Raw genomic sequence first — 14,948 nt, 5'->3', positions numbered from 1 at the left:
ATCTAGAAATATCTTGAGACGTCCAAGTATTTTCTTTATTACTGGACTCTTATTAGAGAGTAAAACTAAGCCTGAGATAGGGCTTAAATATTAATATACGAGGGGAATTAAAATGACAGAGTGGTTAACAATATTTGATTCTGAAAGAAATACACTTGGGAAGAAATTACGCGATGAAGTGCATCGTGACGGTGATTGGCACGAAACATTTCACTGTTGGTTTGTAGAAAAAGATGCTAAAGATATATTCTTATATTTCCAGTTACGCTCTAAAAATAAAAAAGAAGCTCCATGTATATGGGATATTACTTCAGCTGGACATATTATGCATGATGAAGATGTACAAATTGGTGGTCTTCGTGAAATCGAAGAAGAATTGGAGCTTTCCTTTCAAACTACTGATTTAGTATACAAAGGAATCTTTAAAATAGACTATGAAATTTCAAATCTTACTGATCGTGAATTTTGTCATATGTATTTTCACAATGTCATCAATCCACTTCCATTCGCACCAGGTGAAGAAGTAGACGATGTGATGAAAGTACATGCAACTTCTTTTCTACAACTATTAAATGGAGAGATTTCATCTTTAAAAACGATTTCAGTCTTAAACAATAAACCGATTACGATAACATTTGAAGATATTTATCCGTATGATCTTGCATACTATGAATTTGTTGTTGCACAAGGAAAAGAACTACTAAAAAATAATAGTTTGTAAATATAATAGGACTCCTATCTATCATTGACTGAGAGTCCTATTTTCCTTATCATCATTGTTCAATTGTCTTTAATCTGTTCTCTACTCGTATAAATAAGCGAATGATTAACAATACCATAACCACCATAATCGCTATTATTGTATGTGGATATCTAAACAGTATACTAATAACACTTCCAATTAACATCATGATAAATCCGTTTTGCTTCATCACTTCTACACTATACCTGTTACCCGCATCCCATAATTCCTTATTTTTCATAGATCGTTTCGTACGATAACCATATGCCGCATTAATATCGGTCGGTGGATTTTTTTGAAGAATAATTGCCGCAAGTATAAAAATAATACCAATCAATATGCTTATTCCTATGTTTACGAGTGCATCAATCAATTATCCCCCCCCTAACTTACACTTTCATTATACGACACAACCTTTATTTTTCCAATTTATAACACATTCACTTTCTTTCTTTCGATGTCTGGAACATACTTGGAAGTGTTACAAAACGTGCCCCTTTCGTTTTTAACTGCGGAATGATTTTGTCTAGTGCATCAACAGATCCTTGTAAATGCCCACCTGGAGTAGAATGCTGCAGTATGACACTACCTGGAAATGAATTCCCTAACACATTATTTGTAATCGTATCGGCACTTACACCTTTCCAATCAACTGTATCAACACTCCACTGTACAATCATAAAATTTTGCTCAGTTGCCCAATTCAATTGATTTTCAAGTATTTCACCATACGGTGGACGTATAAATTTAGGGGCATAGCCGGCTAAACGTTTTAATATTTCTTCCGTTTTTATAATTTGATTACGGTACTCAACGTCATTTACTTTCGCTAAATTCGGATGACTGTACGTATGATTACCAATTACATGCCCTTCATTTGCAATACGCTTTACTACGTTCGGAAATTTTTCTGCGTTTTCACCAAGTAAGAAAAAAGTAGCTTTTACATTATGTTGTTTTAACTTATCTAATATTTTTGGCGTGAATTCTAAATCTGGTCCATCATCAAATGTAAGAGCGACTTCCGCTTTATTATACGGTCCTGAAAATGCGTACGCATATTTTTCAACCCATGAAAATGGTGTCCACGATCCACGATCATATGCTTTCATTTGTACTTCATAATTTTGAGGGATATATGCGTATGGCAATGAGTTTATATAGTCTCCATAATAAAATGAATTATATGGCATATAAGCATACGAAACATCTCGTTCTAGTCCCCATTGATATGGAGCAAACATTTGTGGCGAATAAAAATAATACATGATAAAAAACCTCCCTAAATTTTCATATGTGATTCATCTGCACTTTGTTAGAGAAATTGTTATTCATAAACAAAAATAAGACTGTCCTTAATTAGGACAGTCTTACTACTTTATATTATTAATAAATTGATGTACTATCTTTTGGCAAAGCTTTCACATGTTTTAAATAGTTCGTCACTTTATCATCCTCATCTTGCGGATATTGATATTCATACGTGTTAGCGATTTCGTTCGCCACTTCCCTAAATAAATCACTCATGACAAAGAATGACTCCCATATGTTTTCATATTCAGCATTAGAAAATGTCCTTTTAAATTGCTCCCACATATCTTCTTCAATATATTGCTCGAAATGCTTTCCAAACTTCCCTGTATTAACTGTAAAGTCTGTTTTCATACCAATATGCCATTCTAGCATTACAATGAACATATCTCGCACTGGTCCTTCAAGCATTCCTTTTGCATAAGAAAGTTCCTCTCTCCATAACCCTTTTGCCACATTTGTACTACACCACCAAAATTCATTACAGCAATCCAAAAACTCTTTTTCTGTAGGCTTTTTTATTAAGTAATCCTTATCGCTTGCTGGCGGGAATCCTTCCATACAATTATCTTTATCAAGAAGCAGTTTACTTAAACTATCTTGTCCAACGAACTTTTTTATTAACTCAACTGGAACTAGCGTTAAATCAATCCGATTCCCATCCATGAACTGCATTAAATACGGAAACTTCCCATCTTCATCTGGTTGAACTAACGACATTTCTTCTGGCATTTGTACTATCATTATTTCTCCAAATCTATGAACCCAATTATGATTAGACGTAAAAGATTGTATATCATTTACAACATACATAATATCATAGTCTTGAAAACAATCTCTTTTCACATTTGGATTTACACGCGATCCATTCATGATAACTGCTCGAATTCTTTCATCCTCTTTTGCTATATTTATAATTACGTCTAACATTTCTTTTTCAGTTCTCATCTACTTATATCCTCCAATTTTTTAATATATAATATAGTGTTATGTATATTGGAGGTCCACGAGCTAATCTCGTTATACACGATACATGTTATAATTTTTGAAACTTCTTTTTCATCCTTTTTCCTCCTTACATCACTCTTTTACAACTGCCATCCCTTTCAATTTCCCAATGCTTTCTACCATTCACTTTTAATTATACCGAAAATTCTGTCTCAAATACAAAAAATAAAGAAGGGACATCTACCCCTTACAGAATAGATATCCCTTCTTTTAAAGTTAAATTTAATTCCTATGGATTAGTAGACCAAAGCCCAGCAGATTTAATAAATGTACGTTTATTTAATTTCAGCTGCGCTACGATAAATTCTGCAATATCTTCTGCTTGCATTACTTTATCAGGGTTTCCATCAGTTAATCCTAAATCTACAGCCATATCAGTTGCTACTGTACTTGGAGTTAAAGCTGTTACACGAATGTTATGTTTGCGAACTTCCATCGCTAACGATTCTGTTAAGCCAAGGACACCAAATTTAGAAGCACTATATGCACTTGTTACAGGTGCACCTTTTTGTCCTGCTGTAGATGAAATGTTAATGATATCACCAGATTGTTGTTCAATCATGCTCGGTAAAGCTGCACGAGTTGCATAGTATACACCCATTAAGTTTACTTGAATGATTTTTTCCCAATCAGCAACGTCTAGTTCTAAAAACTTACCGAATTTAGAAATACCAGCGTTATTAATTAAAATATCGATAGATCCTAAACCATTTTTTAACGTTTCAATCGCAGTTGTTACTTCTTCGTATGAAGAAACATCAGCAGTTGCAATAACAGCTTTTACACCTTCTGCTTCTACTTCTTTCGCTACAGCTTTTAAGTTTTCTTCTGAACGAGCTAATAAGCCTACATTTACGCCTTCTTTCGCTAATGCGATTGCTACAGCGCGACCAATCCCTCTACCTGCTCCTGTAATTAAAGCATTTTTACCTTGTAATAATTCTGCCAAGTATAACACTCCTTAATCATCTCAGTTATGTATTATATTAAAATTGTATCTATGTTTATGTAAAAAGGCAATGATGCACTTTCATGTGCGTAGGTTACTTGTAGGTAACTGTAGAAAGTTTTTATTTATAAGTTTCATTTTTTTACTATTATTCATGTAAAATAAAAACAAATCCAGCATAGGGGAGTGTATGAGTATGAAAAGAAAAAAATGGTTCTTGTTACTAACTGCAGTCGGACTATGTATCATATTGTTTGCACTGTACTTTATATTTGGTAACCCACTAAATTATAAAGTAATAGAAAAAGATACTAGCCATTATCTCCATATTAAAAAAGGTTATAAGCAAGAAGAAATACAAAACATAACCGGAAAATATACTCCCCTTTATAATATTGGCTATTATGCAACAGTAGTATATAAAGACGAACCATATTTCACCTACTCTTATACATACGATGATAATAAAAAAATAATACAAGACAACGGTATTTTAGGAAGACATACTGAGTCATTTGAACATCTTAATTTAAACTGGTCGTTGTTTGACCAGTTAGTAGATGGTATTCATACAAACTTGCAAGGAAGAGGTTTAAGAGAAAAGAAAGATTATTCTATACGACACGTTCAATTCATTGATATAGATGACGATAAAAACGGTGTGGAAGCATACGTTGACTTTAAGAAAGATAAAGAATCCGATTACTCATATCGTATGAATAGCGAAGGAAAAGCTTATCAATATAATTGCAGTAACGGTAAATGCATTTTTAAAGAGAAATAGTGTTAGAAGGTTCTCCTTCTAACACTATTTCTCTTCATGATTTGGCATACGCACAATAAATTCAGTACCTTTTCCTTCCTCACTCTCAACTTTTATTTCCCCATGATGAAGGTCGAGTACTTTCTTTACAATAGCTAAACCTAAGCCACTTCCTCCATAGGCACGATTTCGTGAAGAATCCGCTTTATAAAAACGCTCAAAAATATGTTGTTTCTGTTCTTCTGATATACCAATTCCTGAATCACGGATACGCACTTCCACTACTGTCTCATGTTCCTTTAACTGAATAGTAATCGTACCACCGCTTGGAGTAAATTTAATACTATTATGAATTAAATTAATCCACACTTGACTCATACTTTCTTGGTCAGCAATAACATGTGCTTTTTCTAAATCTAGTTCTAACTCAATTTCTTTTTCAGCCCAGAGTGGTTCACTATTTAACACAATTTGCTTTAATTGTTGATCTAATCGATAGCTCACTCTTTCTGATATATATTCTTCTGATTCTAAAAGAGTTAGCTTTAGTAAATTTTGACTTAGTTTAGATAATCTCGTTGTTTCAGTTTCAATAATGGTAAGATAATGCTTTCTTTTTTCCTCAGAAAGATTATCGTCTTGTAGTGCTCTAGCAAATCCTTTTATAGAAGTTAATGGTGACTGTATTTCATGAGAAACATTTGATACAAACTCTTGTCTCATTTTCTCCATCGCATTCAGTTCATCTGTCATATCATTTATACTTTTTACGAGCACGCCAATTTCGCCATCATACTTTTCTTCATTTCGTATTTTTACGGAGAAGTCTCCTTTTGCAATTTTTTGTATCGGTTCAATAATAGTCCAAATCATTGCCTCTCGTTTTGGCCTCATTAATATTCCAATCAATGTCCAAATAAGAATAATAAATACAAAACCGACCATATCACTAATTAGAAAGGCAACAAACGGCGATACGTTTACGTCAAAAGCATTCAATATACTAGTTGCTACATAAAATGCGATAGACCAAATGATAGTAAGAAAAGAAAAGAGCGCTAATACCGCTCCAAATACTTTCAGCATCTTCAACTTACTCATTCGTTTTCTTTTTCTCATTTACTTACCTCTAAGCGATACCCTAATCCTCTTATTGTTTTAATACTAAATTTCGACTGCTCTTCTTGAAACTTCTCACGTAACCGATTAATATGAACGTCTAGTGTACGTTCATTCCCTTCAAAATCATATCCCCATATTTCTTCAATTAATTGCTCTCTCGAACAAGTTCTTCCCGATTTAGACCCTAAAGTAAAGAGCAGCTCAAATTCTTTTAACGGTAGTGTAACCGTTTGTTCTCCAGATATAACTTCGAATGTTTTACGATTTAATAATACATTTCCAACTTGAATCAATTGGGAAACTGTAATTTGGTAACGTTTCAATAATGCCTTTACTCTCACTACTAATTCTATAGGGTCAAATGGTTTTACAAGATAATCATCTGTCCCAAGGTGAAATCCTTTTACTTTTTGTGATGTTTCCCCTTTGGCAGTTAGCATCAGAACCGGGATATCATAGTATTTTCTTAATTCAAAACATACATCAAATCCATCCATATTTGGCATCATGATATCAAGAATAACCATATCGACTTTTACGTCATCCATTTTCTGAAGTGCATCTACTCCATCAATTGCCTCATATGTTTGAAAACCTTCTCGTTCTAAAAATACAGAAACGAGTTCTCTAATGTGTGGATCGTCATCTACTATTAAAATTTTAGGTATCAAAGGAACCATTTCCTTTCTACTTAGCATCTAATATATTGTTTAAAAATGAATCATCAGTGGAGTAAAATCCCACTGATGATTCATTTTATAATGCACCCTCTTTAATTTTCAATTGCTGCGTTGCAAACTCACGATACATATCATGCGTCTGTAATAATTCATCATGCGTACCACTACCTGTAAGATTCCCTTTTTCAATAAAGACAATTTTATCTGCATCTACAACAGTAGAAAGTCTATGCGCAATCACTAACGTTGTTCTGCCTTTCATTAAGTTATTTAACGCTTTTTGAACGACAGACTCAGATTTACTATCTAAGCTTGAAGTCGCCTCATCTAGCATAAGAATTTGCGGATTTCGAAGTAACGCTCGGGCAATGGCAATTCGCTGTCTTTGTCCCCCAGAAAGCTTCACACCGCGTTCTCCAACTTCTGTTGCATAACCGTTTGGTAAGTCATGAATAAATGCATCAACATATGCCATTGCTGCTACTTTTTCAATTTCTTCATCCGTTACTTCGCCCTCGACGCCATAACAAATATTATCACGAATTGTTCCATCAATTAACGGACTATCTTGTGATACGTAACCGATTTGACGTCGCCATGACTGTAATGAATAACTCGTAATTGATTCTTCCCCTAATTTAATGGCGCCACTAGTTGGCTCATAAAAACGTTCCAGTAATGAGAATAACGTTGTTTTCCCACTACCACTTGGTCCTACAATCGCTGTCACTTTTCCAGATTCAATTGTGAAATCAATATTTTTCAAAACTTGCTCTTCTTCGTTATACTCAAAATGTACATTTTCAAGAACGATCGGTTGCTTAGCATTTGTCACTTTCACACCAGTTTCATGATCTTCTACTTCATATTCTAAAATCGTACTAATTCTTTCCGTTGCACCAATTGCCTTTTGGAATTGTGTAAAGAACATAGATAATTGACTCATTGGCATTACAATTTGAACTAAATACAAAATAAACGCTACAAGTTCACCGGTTGTTAATGCACCGCTAGAAACTCGCATCCCGCCATATCCTACGATAATAACAAGTAGTGCCATTAAAACAAACGACATAACTGGCGAAATTAATGCTTGCACTTTTCCTTCTTTCAAACCAAATTGTAATAACTTTTGTATACCTGTATTACCCGTTTCATATTCTCTTTTTTCTGTATTTGAAGATTTCACTAAACGAATTTCTGATAACACTTGCGTTAACACACTTGTAAAAGATGCCGTTTCATCTTGAAGCGCTTTTGAAATCTTATACATTTTTCGTCCAAGTGGAACTAAAATTAACACAGACAACGGAATAACCGTTAAAAGTAACGCAGTCATTTTCCAATCTAAAACAAATAATACAATTAACGATCCAACAATTGAAATACCGCCTGTTAATAAGTTTGACAAATGCTCAGAAATTAACGTTTTCACTACACCTGTATCATTCGTCATACGGCTAATTGTATCACCTGTTCTATTTTGATCGTAATAAGATACCGGCAAGATAAGTACCTTTTTCCACAAACGTTCTCTTAGTCCCGCTACAATCTTCTGCCCAATATAATTTAGTAAATATATAGACAACCCTGCCGCAATAGTTTGCATTACAAAGAAAGCAACTAATCCAACAATTTGTCCTGCACTAATTGAAGAAAGCGAAAAATTATCTACTAATCCTTTTGTCAGCATAGGAATAAATAAACTCGCTCCCGTAGAAAGCAAACTCATTAATAACGCAAAAACTAAAATTCCTTTCGGAGGATTTGTATCTTGAATAAGGCGTAAAAACTGCCTCCAACTCCCTTTTTTCTTCATTTCATTTCTAACTTCCATTCCTGTTCATCTCCTCGTGGTAAACAAAACTGTTCTTTCTAAAATTAGAATACGATACAAATGTAAACTGAATGTAAACACACTTTTTCTATTTTTACAAAATATACATAAAAACTCATCTTTACAACAGATATAAACATCTGATATTATTACCTGGTACTTAATATTATTCTATGTAAATTATAGATAAATAATTTACAACACGATATAAATCTCCAGTTAGTGAAAGGAGTATCCTTTTTGCAAACAAATATACATTCTGAAAAGGAAACAATTATTTTTATTCATGGATTAGTTGGCAATCGTCGCGCCTTCAAAAAGGAACAAAAACGTTTTTCTTCCTCCTACAACATTATAACTTATGACTTATTAGGTCACGGTGATGATAAAGGAGAAGCAATCGACTTTTCATTACAGCGCCTCGTAGATCAATTATTAAACTTATATGAGCAAGAAGGTATTAAAAAAGCACATATTTGTGCGCTAAGTTACGGCTGTTACATCTCTACAATTTTTGCACAAATGCATCCAGAAAAAGTATTAAGTATTTGTCATATTGGAGGACATTACAATAACCCTTCTCGTTTATATAATGTATTTCAAAATTTTTGGGAGAAGCGAGGAGATGAATACTCTAAATGGCTCTCTCAATACGCAAATACTATTTTTCCAAGCGGTATATTAAAAGCAAATCCGTTCGCAGTCATTTCAAGAAATATTTACTACCGTTTCGGATTACAATTACATTCATCCATAATTGCCCAGTCATTACGACATCGGTTAGAATTCGATTTAAAATCTAAATTAAAATCACTTCCTCACCCTATACTATGGGTAATGGGAGAGCATGATCATCTCTATAAATCTTGTCTATTTGATTTGAAATCTATTTTGCCTAACGTTCTATATAAGGAAATACCGTTAGCGGGACATGCAGCGAACTTATTTCGTCCTAACTATTTCCATGACTTATATGATCGATTTTTAAATGGAAAGTTAAAATAAAAACTATTAAACTTCCAATTTATTCAACTATAAAAAGGCTTCCCAAGTTTCCTTGGAAAGCCTTTTCTCTATACGAAAAGTATATAAAACTACTTTTTCTTAGTATGCTTTTGTGTAACCTAATAGGTGCTTGCTCCAGTAAGAGTTACTTACAGAACTAATACGTACACCAGTTGCATCTGTTTCTGCACTAATGAACTGACCGTTTCCTAAGTAAACACCCATGTGAGAAGGACCTGATTTATAAGTATTTTGGAAGTATACTAAATCACCTGGTTGTGGATTGCTAGTTTTTGTTTTAGAGCTCCAGTATCCAGCAACTGTTTGACGAGCGCCTTTATGACCAGTTTGATTTAATACGTAGTGAATGAATCCACTGCAGTCAAAACCAGCAGGTGTTGTACCAGCAGTTCTGTATGGTGAACCATTTAAAGATCTAGCGAATCCAGCGATTGAAGATGTATCTCCACCTGTTGTTGGTTTTTGTACGTCTTTACCTGGTTGTTGAACGTTATTTGTAACATTATTGTTATTTGTAACGTTGTTTACTCCGCCTTTTACAAACTTAACGAAGTCTGCACTTACGTAACCTGTGCGGCCGTTATGGTTAATTTTGTACCAACCATTTTCAGCACCAGTAACGTTTAATACTTTACCATTTGTTACTCCACCGATTACAGCGTTGTATGTAGCTGGGCCTGTACGTACTTTTAAAGCACCAGTGTTAACAACATAAGAACCACCAGTTTGAACTGTTGTAGTATTGTTGTTTGTAGTTGGTTGTTGTGTTTCGTTAGATACAGCAGAACCACCTTTTGTTACGAAGTCTTTGCTTACGTATCCAGTTCCACCATTGAAGTTGATTTTAAACCAATCTTGTACTTCACCTACAACTTGTACTGTTTTACCTTTGTTTACAGAACCTAATACTGTATGAGATGTACTTGGGCCTGTACGTACGTTAAGTGAAGAAACGTTTACTGTGTAAGTACCTGTTCCTTGTTGAACAGTCGTTCCTGTTTTGCCACCAGTCGTTACGAAGTCACCACTTACATAACCTGTTTGACCATTTACATTTACTTTGAACCAACCATTTTCTTGTCCAACTACTTGTAGCACTTGGCCTGATTTTACTTTAGAAATAACGTTATGTCCTGTACCAGCACCTGAACGAACATTTAATACATCAGCAGTTACTGTGTATTTTAATTCAGAAGTTGTTTCTACAGTTTTTGTTTCAGTTACAGTCGTTTGAGTTTGAGTTTGAGTTTGAGTTTGTCCATTAATTTCTTTTAGCGCTTCATTTGAAACTTGTGCATGAGCAGAATCCATTCCTGGAACTGCAACGCCAGCTACAGAAGCTGCTGCTAAACCTGCAATTACTTTTTTCATAAGTTGTCTTTACTTCCTTTCCCTACTATCCTCTTAAAAAAAACTAAAACTTTAATACTTTACAATATTATCAAAGTAAAATATTCATCCAGTTCCATTTTTTAGCAAGAGTTTTATTTTTCACACAGAGTTCATTTTAAATGAACAAAGTGAAATCCGTGTGAACTTCATGTGAACTTTATCATTAAACACAGTGTTTTTGCAATGGTTTTTTCAAATTTCTTATATATCGCATGAAAATTCGACATTCCATTTAATATTTTAATATAAAATATCCCTTTTCTATCTATTATAAAAAATTCTATTAACCTAATACAAACTCAAGTATGTATTTCCTTATAAAGCTCCTTACATGAAGTATACTTTCATCATGACAAAAATCACTCTATTTATCAATAGTATAATATTTTTAGAAAACTAAATTTCTATACTATCTACAATTTTGAAATAATTTGACGAATTGTAAGATTTATTTCACAAAAGCCATTTCTCCTTTAAAGAAAACACACACTATATCAACTGTTCTCTTTTTCTTATAATGGAATTTATAGGATATTTATAGTATTATATACATATCTTAATAAACAAGAATTTTAGCGAATTGATTAAAGTTTCATTCCCTTATAAAATGAAACTTTAATCAGGAAGGGTTTTATACATCCTCCGCTAATTATTAACCCTCATCACTCGGGCTGCCCATTAATGCGGAGTTTTATTGGAATAAAAAGAGGAGGCATATTTGTGAGAAATATAATAGATGATCCAATACAAAAAAACATAGAGCTATACTATGCTTTTATTCAATTCGTTTCAATGATAACATTACAAAAAGTATCAGCTATTGAAACACGTAAAAACGAATTAAAAAATCAGATGAAAAATGCCGGACAAAAAAACCCTTATTACGTATAAAAAAAGGTGAACAGGTTATATTCCTGTTCACCTTTTTAAATTATTTATAAATTTTCACACGGTCCTCTAGCGGTTGGAATTCTTTTTCACCAGCATGTACTACCGGTTTACCAAATGGCATTTGCGCAATAAGTTTCCAATTCTCTGGAACATCCCACTCTTTTCTCACTTCTTCATCAATTAGCGGATTGTAATGCTGTAACGTAGCACCAAACCCTTCAATTTCTAAAGCTGTCCAAATTGCAAATTGTAACATTCCTGATGATTGCTGAGACCAAGTTGGGAAATTATCTTTATATAATGCAAAGTTAGCTTGAAGGCTTTCCACTACTTCACTGTCTTCAAAATATAAAACCGTTCCATAACCACTTTTAAATGCATTCATTTTTTCTTCAGTAGGTGCAAAGTTATTTTCAGGTACAATTTTTCGTAACGTTTCTTTCGTAATATCCCATAATTTATCATGTTGTTCTCCTAATAAAACAACAACGCGAGCACTTTGAGAATTAAAAGCTGAAGGTGTATGTTTTACAGCATGATAAATCACTTCTTGAATTTTCTCATCAGAAACTACTTGCTCTTTACTAATTGCATAAATAGATCTTCTGTCTTCAATTGCTGAGTAAAAATCTTTTGCCATCATAATTCCCTCCAATTTTCAATTGAGGCTATTTCATATGTATATATCATATTACGCCCCTCAAACTTATTATTAATAAGCTTATAACTTTATAATATCACAGCAACAAACAAACTCAAATAATAACACTTATATTTAGAAGCTTTTTCCTTTTTAAAATAAAAATAAAAAGACTGTTTGTTGTTATCTAAAATTAGTAACAACGAACAGTCTTACTTATGTAGCGATCTAGATTCGTATTTTACTTACTTAATTAACTAATCCAAATGCATACGACATTAACTTATTTGTCTCTGTAAAACGTTTTGTTTTACTTGATGTCCCCATGACCACTGTAATAATTCGATTATCACCTTGCTTTGCAGTCCCCGTAAAACAGTATCCTGCACTATCTGTAAATCCAGTCTTTAGTCCGTCTATTCCTTCTATATATAAACTTTTATTATTTTTATTTAACATGTCGTTTGTGCTTATAACATTAATATTATTAAATGCTAGCTGACTTTGACGTAAGTGAGTCACTTCTAATATTTCCGGATAATCTTTTATAAGATGATACGCCAATTGTGCTACATCACCAGCCGTCATTTTTGTTTCACTTCCATCTGGCTCTTGTAATCCAGAAGCATTTGCAAATTTAGCATGTTCCGACATTTTTAACTGTTTCGCTTTTGCATCCATAAGCTGAACGAAATCTTTCTCCGATTTTGCCATATGTTCTGCTAAAGCCACAGCTGCATTATTAGCTGACTCAATCATTAATGCATGATATAAATCTTTAACAGTTAATGTGTCATTAACTTGTACTGGGATTCTCGCTCCCTCTGTTTGTGCCGCCTTCGCACTCATTTTCACTGGATCTTCCCAGCGAACTTTCCCGTTATGTATACTCTCTAGTAGGAGATACGCTGTCATCATCTTAGACATACTGGCTGGTGCAAAAGCTTCATTTTCATTATATTGATAAATAATATCTCCATCACTCGCATCGATAATCATAGCTGCTTTTGCGTTAATTTCTGGTGGGATGTACTTTGGCGGGACTACTTTTTCAGTAAATCCTGCTTTAGGTAGTTCTGCCACTTGCAAAGGTTGTCCCTCTACATTCGCTACGCTCTTTTGATTTCCTTGGAATAAGAACCAACATATCCCTAAAATAATGACTAATAGGACTGTCATCCTTCCCCATTTTAACCGATTCATTTCAAAACTCCTTTAGCAAACCTTTTATACACTCACATTTAACCTTATCAACAATTCCTTTATATAGTCAAGGTAAAAGGTATATTTATTCATATACAGCAATGATTATTTTAATTTATTTATGTTAAACTTACAATGTTGAAACGTAAGAATATTCAATAATAAAATCTCGTAAATAAAGCGAAACTTTAATCAGCCCCCCAATCGGGCTACCCGTCAAATAGCGAGATAAACTATTTAATAGAAGGGATTCATACAAATGCTACTTCCAAAATCATTAAAATACGGAGACACAATTGGGATCTACTCCCCTTCTTCACCAGTAACCTACACTTCTCCAAAAAGATTTGAACGAGCAAAATCTTACTTACAACAGAAAGGGTTTCATATATTAGAAGGTTCATTAACAGGTCGATATGATTTTTATCGTTCTGGTAGTATACAAGAGCGTGCTGAGGAGCTAAATGTCTTAATAAGAAATCCTAATATTTCTTGTATTATGTCAACAATTGGTGGGATGAATTCAAATTCAATATTACCTTATATTGATTATGATGCTTTTCTAAAGAACCCTAAAATAATGATTGGGTATTCAGATGCAACTGCTTTATTACTAGCAATTTACGCCAAAACAGGAATCCCTACATTTTATGGACCAGCTCTCGTCCCTTCCTTTGGCGAATTTGAACCTTTTGTTGATTGCACATACAAATATTTTGCTGAAACTTTACTACATGATCATTCTCTTCCTTATCATATAAAACAACCATTATTTTGGTCAGATGAATTTATTAATTGGGAAGAAAAGACGAAGGAGAAAGAACTTCGACCAAACGATTGGATTTCAGTAATTGATGGAAAAGCTACTGGGCGTATTATTGGCGGGAATTTAAACACGATACAAGGAATTTGGGGTAGCCCCTATATGCCACATATTCAAGAAGGCGACATTCTCTTCATTGAGGACAGTTCAAAAGATGCAGCTACTATTGAAAGAAGCTTTTCATTACTTAAAATTAACGGTGTATTCGATAAAATTTCAGGTATCATTCTTGGAAAACATGAGCAATTTGATGATTGTGGTACAAATCGAAAACCTTTTGAAATACTATTAGAAGTACTTCAAAATCAAAGAATTCCTTTTCTAGCTGACTTCGATTGTTGTCATACACATCCAATGATTACCATGCCTATCGGTGTTCAAGTAGAGTTGGATGCAACAAATAAAACGATACATATTGTAGAACCTTGGAAAAAATGAATGCATAGCTTCTATTGTTTTACAATAAAAGCCATGATACTATATAATTTGGAATGTGAAAGATTAAACAAAATACGTTCCAATATCTATTATTAGGAAAAGATAGATATAAATATATATTTA

Annotated in this window: 15 protein-coding genes; 5 read left to right on the top strand and 10 right to left on the bottom strand. The window is 33.5% G+C overall.

Translation table 11 applies throughout. The annotated features are described in order from the left end of the window. Nucleotides 1–112: 112 nt before the first annotated feature. Nucleotides 113–721, top strand: a complete 609-nt coding sequence (locus tag MR168_RS18065) for an NUDIX hydrolase (protein WP_086412488.1) — start codon at nucleotides 113–115, stop codon at nucleotides 719–721. 52 nt (nucleotides 722–773) lie between these two features. Here MR168_RS18065 and MR168_RS18060 read toward each other — a convergent pair whose 3' ends face one another. From MR168_RS18060 to MR168_RS18045, 4 genes are all read right to left on the bottom strand, one after another. Then, nucleotides 774–1,115: an SdpI family protein gene (locus MR168_RS18060; protein WP_000564329.1), complete on the bottom strand. Its 342-nt coding sequence runs from the start codon at nucleotides 1,113–1,115 to the stop codon at nucleotides 774–776. Nucleotides 1,116–1,182: 67 nt separating this feature from the next. After that, nucleotides 1,183–2,010, bottom strand: a complete 828-nt coding sequence (locus MR168_RS18055; RefSeq protein WP_000291222.1) for a peptidoglycan-N-acetylglucosamine deacetylase — start codon at nucleotides 2,008–2,010, stop codon at nucleotides 1,183–1,185. Between the two features lie 118 nt (nucleotides 2,011–2,128). Continuing rightward, on the bottom strand, nucleotides 2,129–3,001 hold the full coding sequence (locus tag MR168_RS18050) for an aminoglycoside 6-adenylyltransferase (protein WP_001258539.1): 873 nt from the start codon (nucleotides 2,999–3,001) through the stop codon (nucleotides 2,129–2,131). 289 nt (nucleotides 3,002–3,290) lie between these two features. Continuing rightward, nucleotides 3,291–4,010 carry a 3-ketoacyl-ACP reductase gene (locus MR168_RS18045; protein WP_000818985.1) on the bottom strand — a complete coding sequence of 240 codons (720 nt, stop codon included), beginning with the start codon at nucleotides 4,008–4,010 and terminating at the stop codon, nucleotides 3,291–3,293. Nucleotides 4,011–4,200: 190 nt separating this feature from the next. Between MR168_RS18045 and MR168_RS18040 the strand changes: the two genes are divergently transcribed. Beyond that, on the top strand, nucleotides 4,201–4,794 hold the full coding sequence (locus MR168_RS18040; protein ID WP_006929137.1) for a DUF3139 domain-containing protein: 594 nt from the start codon (nucleotides 4,201–4,203) through the stop codon (nucleotides 4,792–4,794). A 24-nt stretch (nucleotides 4,795–4,818) separates the two neighbouring features. On the opposite strand, the gene hitS is transcribed toward MR168_RS18040, so the two are convergent. The 3 genes from hitS to MR168_RS18025 all read right to left on the bottom strand — a co-directional run bounded on the left by hitS (nucleotide 4,819) and on the right by MR168_RS18025 (nucleotide 8,412). Continuing rightward, a complete protein-coding gene (gene hitS, locus MR168_RS18035; protein ID WP_140159410.1) occupies nucleotides 4,819–5,892 on the bottom strand; it encodes an envelope stress sensor histidine kinase HitS in 1,074 nt (357 codons plus the stop codon). Further along, on the bottom strand, nucleotides 5,889–6,566 hold the full coding sequence (hitR, locus tag MR168_RS18030) for an envelope stress response regulator transcription factor HitR (RefSeq protein WP_016124455.1): 678 nt from the start codon (nucleotides 6,564–6,566) through the stop codon (nucleotides 5,889–5,891). The genes hitS and hitR overlap by 4 nt, the downstream gene beginning before the upstream one ends. Before the next feature lie 85 nt (nucleotides 6,567–6,651). After that, nucleotides 6,652–8,412, bottom strand: coding sequence for an ABC transporter ATP-binding protein (locus MR168_RS18025; protein WP_061654531.1), 1,761 nt, complete (start codon nucleotides 8,410–8,412; stop codon nucleotides 6,652–6,654). A gap of 240 nt (nucleotides 8,413–8,652) precedes the next feature. Here MR168_RS18025 and MR168_RS18020 point away from each other — a divergent pair, with 240 nt between their 5' ends. After that, the gene (locus MR168_RS18020) at nucleotides 8,653–9,417 is read left to right on the top strand and encodes an alpha/beta fold hydrolase (RefSeq protein WP_001194309.1); all 765 of its coding nucleotides are present in this window, start codon (nucleotides 8,653–8,655) and stop codon (nucleotides 9,415–9,417) included. A gap of 99 nt (nucleotides 9,418–9,516) precedes the next feature. On the opposite strand, the gene entFM is transcribed toward MR168_RS18020, so the two are convergent. Next, nucleotides 9,517–10,809: an enterotoxin EntFM gene (gene entFM, locus MR168_RS18015; RefSeq protein ID WP_000755498.1), complete on the bottom strand. Its 1,293-nt coding sequence runs from the start codon at nucleotides 10,807–10,809 to the stop codon at nucleotides 9,517–9,519. A 741-nt stretch (nucleotides 10,810–11,550) separates the two neighbouring features. Between entFM and MR168_RS18010 the strand changes: the two genes are divergently transcribed. Continuing rightward, nucleotides 11,551–11,721: a hypothetical protein gene (locus tag MR168_RS18010; protein WP_001244279.1), complete on the top strand. Its 171-nt coding sequence runs from the start codon at nucleotides 11,551–11,553 to the stop codon at nucleotides 11,719–11,721. Nucleotides 11,722–11,761: 40 nt separating this feature from the next. Here MR168_RS18010 and MR168_RS18005 read toward each other — a convergent pair whose 3' ends face one another. Together MR168_RS18005 and MR168_RS18000 are read right to left on the bottom strand one after the other, a co-directional pair. Next, complete coding sequence (locus MR168_RS18005; protein WP_001987122.1) at nucleotides 11,762–12,364, bottom strand: nitroreductase family protein; 603 nt, start codon at nucleotides 12,362–12,364, stop codon at nucleotides 11,762–11,764. Between the two features lie 246 nt (nucleotides 12,365–12,610). Further along, nucleotides 12,611–13,564, bottom strand: a complete 954-nt coding sequence (locus MR168_RS18000; protein ID WP_001080877.1) for a D-alanyl-D-alanine carboxypeptidase family protein — start codon at nucleotides 13,562–13,564, stop codon at nucleotides 12,611–12,613. 259 nt (nucleotides 13,565–13,823) lie between these two features. Between MR168_RS18000 and MR168_RS17995 the strand changes: the two genes are divergently transcribed. Then, complete coding sequence (locus MR168_RS17995; protein WP_000926318.1) at nucleotides 13,824–14,825, top strand: S66 family peptidase; 1,002 nt, start codon at nucleotides 13,824–13,826, stop codon at nucleotides 14,823–14,825. Nucleotides 14,826–14,948 lie beyond the last annotated feature (123 nt).

The organism is Bacillus cereus group sp. BfR-BA-01356, assembly GCF_022663635.1.
Classification (GTDB): Bacteria; Bacillota; Bacilli; order Bacillales; family Bacillaceae_G; genus Bacillus_A; species Bacillus_A cereus.
The sequence above is the reverse complement of the archived record's forward strand: the minus strand, read 5'-3'. Positions and strand labels throughout refer to the sequence as shown.